Origin of the sequence: Nocardia sp. NPDC004168 (assembly GCF_040610355.1) — a bacterium.
GTDB lineage: Bacteria > Actinomycetota > Actinomycetes > Mycobacteriales > Mycobacteriaceae > Nocardia > Nocardia sichangensis.
Genome location: NZ_JBEXME010000073.1, coordinates 1 through 5,588, shown reverse-complemented (window position 1 = coordinate 5,588; position 5,588 = coordinate 1). Strand labels below are relative to the sequence as shown.

Below are 5,588 nucleotides of genomic sequence, written 5' to 3'. Positions count from 1 at the left end.
CCGATGGTACTGCACTCGACAGGGTGTGGGAGAGTAGGACACCGCCGGAACATCCTTTCACGAAAGGCCCTCGACACCGTCGAGGGCCTTTCGTCGTTCATGCGGCGAGAACGTTTCGCAGCAATTTCAGAGGGAACTACAAGCACACACAGCGCGCGGACGACGATGATGGATGGTGGAGACGGATCGCTGTCCCGCGCGAACAACGGAGGTATGTATGGTCGTCGCGACGACGCCGGGTCACCCGGCGCCGCCAGCCCCCGCCACCTCGACGCGACCGCGTTGGTGGCGGCCGAGGCTGCCCGCGACGGCTGTGTACTTGGCGGGGCTGGTCGTCGTCTCGGCGATCTTCTCCGTCCTGAGCGACTCCGCGCAGACGAGGGTGGTTCTGCACGCGAGCACGAACCTGCACAACCTGCTGGACGGCCGGATCGGGACGTTGCTGGCAAGCGCGTTCGTGATCGGCGACGTCGTCGGGTCGTGGGTGATCATCCCGCTGCTGGCCTGTCTGCTCGCTCTCGCCGAACTGCGCTTCGGCGCGTTGCGGTTGGTGCGGGTTTTCCTGGCCGGCCACATCGGCGCCACGTTGTTCGTCGCGGCGGGGCTGTGGGTGGGCGTTGAGGCCGGATGGGTGCCCACGAGCATCCGCTGGGCCGAAGACGTCGGTGTCAGCTACGGCGCCATGGCTTTGGTCGGCGCGCTGGTGGCCGCCCTGCCCTACCGGTGGCGCGCCGCCTGGTCGACGCTCTGGTTCATCGTCGCGGTCGAGGGTGTGCTCATCGAGCACACCTTCACCCAGGTCGGCCACATGGTGGCGTTGATGATCGGCACCGTGGTCGGGTTCTGCATGGTCTGGGCCAGGACGACCACCCGTCGGCGGCTGACCCGGATCGAAAGCGCCCTGCTCGCCGTCAGCGTGGTTCTCGCGGCGATTCTGCTCATGGGCTGACGACGGGGGCGTGCGGGCGTTCGCCTACAGTGCTTGGGTGCGCCTAGTGATTGCTCGCTGTCAGGTCGACTACGTAGGGCGACTCACCGCCCATCTTCCGATGGCCCGCAGGCTACTGCTGGTGAAAGCGGACGGCTCGGTGCTCGTGCACTCCGATGGCGGCTCGTACAAGCCGCTGAACTGGATGAGCCCGCCCTGCTGGCTGGAGGAACGCAACGGCGACGCGCAGCTCCCGGAGGGAGCGAAGGCGCTGTGGGTCGTCGCCAACAAGGCCGGCGAGGAACTTCGCATCACCATCGAGGACATCGAGCACGACTCCTCCCACGAACTCGGCGTGGACCCGGGCTTGGTGAAAGACGGTGTGGAGGCTCATCTCCAAGAGCTGCTGGCCGAGCACGTGCATACGCTCGGCACCGGCTACACGCTCATCCGCCGCGAGTACATGACCGCGATCGGCCCGGTGGACCTGCTGTGCCGGGACGCCGACGGCGGCACTGTGGCGGTGGAGATCAAACGGCGCGGTGAGATCGACGGCGTCGAACAGCTCACCCGCTACCTCGAGTTGCTGAACCGGGATCCGCTGCTGGCTCCGGTGGCGGGCGTTTTCGCCGCCCAGCAGATCAAGCCGCAGGCGCGCACCCTTGCCGAGGATCGCGGTATCCGCTGCCTCACACTCGATTACGACGCCCTGCGTGGCACGGAGAGCAACGAATTCCGCTTGTTCTGAACTCGGGGGCGTGCGGGGCGCACGCGGCCGAGTAATAGGCTTGTCGCATGCCCCGCCGGAAACCGCGTTCGGATCGCCACGCTGATCACTCGCGGTCGGGAGGCGCGCCGATCGGCGATATCTTCGGACGGACCGAATCAGGCCCGGACGGTGACGAGACTTATGTGGTTCGCACCATTCCGGGCACCCGCGCTGTGAAGACCTACCGCTGCCCGGGCTGTGACCACGAGATTCCGCCCGGCGTCGCGCACCTCGTCGCGTGGCCCGCTCATGGCGGAGAAGACGACCGCAGGCATTGGCATCGCGGGTGCTGGAACGGTCGCCGTACTCGGAAGATCACCCGACGCTGGTCCTGATGCCCAGCAAACGGGTGCGGAATTAAGGAAGGCCGCCCCGGTGGGGGCGGCCTTCGGTGAATTCGGTTCAGTTTTGCTGTAGTCGCCTCAGTCCGACGTCAGTTGCTGACGTCGGCGCTCTCGCGCTCTTCCGAGTCGATATCGTCGTCCTCGGTGGCGACCTCGGGGATCGCCTTCTGACGGGAACCGGTGACCGACTTGGTGTTGCCGCCGATCGACTTGCGCTGATCCGGAACGCCGTCCAGCAATTCGCTTTCCCGGTTGACCGCGGCGAGCATCGCGGGCACCGAGTCGAGCTGACCGCGGATACCGAGCAGCTGGGCGAGCACGCGGCCGCGCAGCACGCGCATCTCCTCGGCCAGCTCCTTCGCGTGCGCGATCTTGCGCTCGGAGGTCTGGGTGGCGGAGGTGATGAGGCGGTTGGCCTCGTCGGTCGCGTCCTTGATCCGCTGGGCGGCCTCGGCGCGGCTGGTGGCTTCCAGCTCTTCCATGGCGCGGGTGAGCTTGGTGCGACGCTCGGCCATGGTGGCCTCGAAGTCCTGCTGGGTGGCCTTGCGCTTCGCGTCGGCTTCCTTCGCGATGCGGTCGGCCTCGGCCTGAGCGGCCTCGATGATCTTGGCGGACTCGGTGCGTGCGTTCGCGAGGGTCTGCTCGAATTCGATTTCGAGCGCCTCGCGCTTCTCCTTGGTCTCCGCGAGCAGCGACTCGTACTTGCCACGCATCTCGGTGGCCTGCTGCTCGGCGATCGACACCATCTCGGCGGCTTCGGCCTGCGCCAGGGCACGGACCTCGGACGCCTCGTCGGAGGCGAGACGGAGCATGCGGGAGATGCGGTCGGACATGCCTTCCGCGGTGGTCGGCGGCACCGAGAGTCGGTCGACCTCCTTGCGGAGTTCGTCGATCTCGTCGCGCGCGTCTTCCAGCTGGCTCGCGAGGTTACGTGCTTGTGCCGCAGCCGCATCGCGGTCGGTGGCGGTGACTCTCAGTTCCGCGTCGAAGCGGTCGAAGTAATTACGCACCTCGTCTTGCGCATAACCCTTGCGCACAACGGTGAAGGGCAGTGCAACGAAGCGATTGCGATCGGACTCGGGTGACGACATGGCACACAAACTACAGCCTGAAGACAGCCGATGGTGACTCGACTGCGAATGTCATTCCAACGAGTTTTCCCGACCTGACGCCGATACTAGTGCGTAACATTAGCGTTCGGTTCGACCAACTCGATCAGCACACCTCCAGCATCCTTCGGGTGGATGAAATTGATGCGAGAATCGGCCGTTCCGTGCCGTGGAGCCTCGTACAGCAAACGCAGACCCTTGGCGCGCAGGTACGCGGAGACGGCCTCGATGTCGGTCACCCGGTAGGCCAGTTGCTGCAAGCCGGGCCCGCTGCGGTCGATGAACTTCGCGATCGTCGATTCCGCGTTGAGCGGTGCCAGCAACTGCAGGGCAGTGGCGCGGTCGGGTGCGCCGGGCAGCGACAGCATCGCCTCGTGCACGCCCTGAGCCTCGTTGACCTCGCGATGGGTCTCGATCATGCCGAGGTTCTCCGCGTACCAGGCGACCGCGGTGTCGAGATCCGGCACCGCGATGCCGACGTGGTCCACCGCGGTCACGTAGTCCGCGGGGATGAAAGATGACTGTTCGGTAACGTTGCTCACCATTCGAAAGTAGCGCGACCTGGCACGGGGCGCGTGACGCACCCGCTACCGTTGAGTAGAACACCTGCTCTCGCATTGCCCGGTGTGGGCGCGAGCAGGTCCGATCTACGAATGCGAGGCTCGTCGTGACCACTTCCGTGATCGTCTCCGGTGCGCGTACCCCGGTCGGCAGGCTGCTCGGAGGTCTGAAGGACTTCAGCGGTTCCGATCTGGGCGGGTTCGCGATCAAGGCGGCGCTGGAGAAGGGCGGTGTCGCGCCCGACCAGGTCGACTACGTGATCATGGGTCAGGTGCTCACCGCGGGCGCGGGCCAGATCCCGGCCCGGCAGGCGGCGGTGGCGGCGGGCATCCCGATGGACGTGCCCGCGCTGACGCTGAACAAAGTCTGCCTGTCGGGCATCAACGCGATCGCGCTGGCCGACCAGCTGATCCGGGCGGGCGAGTACGAGATCGTCGTCGCGGGTGGCCAGGAGTCGATGAGCCGGGCGCCGCACATGCTGGAGAAGAGCCGGGAGGGCTTCAAGTACGGCGACGTGACGCTGCGTGACCACATGGCCTACGACGGCCTGCACGACATCTTCACCGATCAGGCCATGGGCGCGCTGACCGAAGCGCGCAACGAGGCCGATCGGATCAGCCGCGAGGATCAGGACGCGTTCGCGGCGGCTTCGCACCAGCGTGCGGCGGCGGCGTGGAAGAACGGCGTGTTCGACGACGAGGTGGTCCCGGTCGCGGTGCCGCAGCGCAAGGGTGATCCGGTGCTGGTGACCACGGACGAGGGCATTCGCGCCGACACCACGGTGGAGTCGCTGGGTAAGTTGCGTCCGGCGTTCCGCAAGGACGGCACCATCACCGCGGGTACCGCGTCGCAGATCTCCGACGGAGCCGCGGCGGTCGTGGTGATGAGCAAGGAGAAGGCGCAGTCGCTGGGGTTGAGCTGGATCGCCGAGATCGGTGCGGCGGGTGTGGTCGCGGGTCCGGATTCGACGCTGCAGGACCAGCCCGCCAACGCGATCGCCAAAGCCTGCGCACGCGAGGGCATCTCGCCCGCCGACCTGGACCTGGTGGAGATCAACGAGGCGTTCGCCGCCGTCGGCATCGCGTCCACCCGCAAGCTGGGCATCGACCCGGAGAAGGTGAACGTCAACGGCGGCGCCATCGCCATCGGCCACCCGCTGGGCATGTCCGGCGCCCGCATCCTGCTGCACCTGGTGCTGGAGCTGAAGCGCCGCGGCGGCGGCGTCGGCGCGGCCGCGCTCTGCGGCGGCGGCGGACAGGGTGACGCGCTGATCGTTCGCGTCTGAGTTCGGCGGGGCGATGCCCCGCGCCGAATCGTGCCGATGGCCGCCCTGATGTGGGCGGCCATCGGTCGTTCTGCTGAGGGCCACCAGCCATCGCAAGGTGACAGATCGGGGCGACGAGCGGCCGCCCGGCTCGTGGCGAGCCGTAGGCAGCGGTCGCCTTGCCATCGGCGAGCAATGCGGCTACGAGCGGCAGGTCTTCGTGCACCCTGGTCACGTCGTCCGATCGCTGCCCAGGCAGCGGGGCTCCGGATCGCCGGGTCGGAACTCGGCTGGCGTAGGAGTGGTCGCGTCATCCGTGGCGCACTTCACCCGAAGCAGTCGTTTCGCTACTGGTGCCATGCGCAACTGCGATCAGAAGGTGACCGATGTTGCGATCGCACCGGCCGATCAGCGCGTTCAAGAAAGCGAGGGGCATTCGCGGCGTTCGCGCGGTCCTGGCCCTGGTCCTGGTCTCGAGTTCGCATGCCGACGCGCCCAGCGCACCGCAACCACGTCTTTCGAGCGGAGCGAGACCGAGCCTGTTCCGTTCGCGGCCCGGCTCGCGTTTGCGCGGCCGCCGCGTACGCGACGAAGGAGCAAGCGGCGGTCGCGC

7 protein-coding genes are annotated in these 5,588 nt (G+C 67.3%); 5 read left to right on the top strand and 2 right to left on the bottom strand.

Going from position 1 to position 5,588, the window contains the following annotated elements:
• Positions 1–217 precede the first annotated feature (217 nt).
• From ABZW96_RS37145 to ABZW96_RS37135, 3 genes are read left to right on the top strand one after another with little or no spacing between them, the layout of a single operon-like run.
• Positions 218–949 (top strand): rhomboid-like protein, encoded by a 732-nt coding sequence (locus ABZW96_RS37145; protein ID WP_355081530.1) that lies wholly within the window; start codon positions 218–220, stop codon positions 947–949.
• A 37-nt stretch (positions 950–986) separates the two neighbouring features.
• Positions 987–1,676 carry an endonuclease NucS gene (nucS, locus tag ABZW96_RS37140; protein ID WP_355081528.1) on the top strand — a complete coding sequence of 230 codons (690 nt, stop codon included), beginning with the start codon at positions 987–989 and terminating at the stop codon, positions 1,674–1,676.
• A gap of 47 nt (positions 1,677–1,723) precedes the next feature.
• Positions 1,724–2,032, top strand: coding sequence for an ATP/GTP-binding protein (locus tag ABZW96_RS37135; RefSeq protein ID WP_355081526.1), 309 nt, complete (start codon positions 1,724–1,726; stop codon positions 2,030–2,032).
• 98 nt (positions 2,033–2,130) lie between these two features.
• Here the strand turns inward: ABZW96_RS37135 and ABZW96_RS37130 are convergent, their stop codons facing one another.
• Together ABZW96_RS37130 and mce are read right to left on the bottom strand one after the other, a co-directional pair.
• Positions 2,131–3,132: a hypothetical protein gene (locus tag ABZW96_RS37130; protein WP_355081524.1), complete on the bottom strand. Its 1,002-nt coding sequence runs from the start codon at positions 3,130–3,132 to the stop codon at positions 2,131–2,133.
• An 86-nt stretch (positions 3,133–3,218) separates the two neighbouring features.
• Positions 3,219–3,695: a methylmalonyl-CoA epimerase gene (mce, locus tag ABZW96_RS37125; RefSeq protein ID WP_355081522.1), complete on the bottom strand. Its 477-nt coding sequence runs from the start codon at positions 3,693–3,695 to the stop codon at positions 3,219–3,221.
• A 122-nt stretch (positions 3,696–3,817) separates the two neighbouring features.
• Here mce and ABZW96_RS37120 point away from each other — a divergent pair, with 122 nt between their 5' ends.
• Positions 3,818–4,996 carry an acetyl-CoA C-acetyltransferase gene (locus tag ABZW96_RS37120; protein WP_355081520.1) on the top strand — a complete coding sequence of 393 codons (1,179 nt, stop codon included), beginning with the start codon at positions 3,818–3,820 and terminating at the stop codon, positions 4,994–4,996.
• 365 nt (positions 4,997–5,361) lie between these two features.
• On the top strand, positions 5,362–5,588 hold a 227-nt coding region (locus ABZW96_RS37115), incomplete at its 3' end, for a hypothetical protein (protein WP_355081518.1).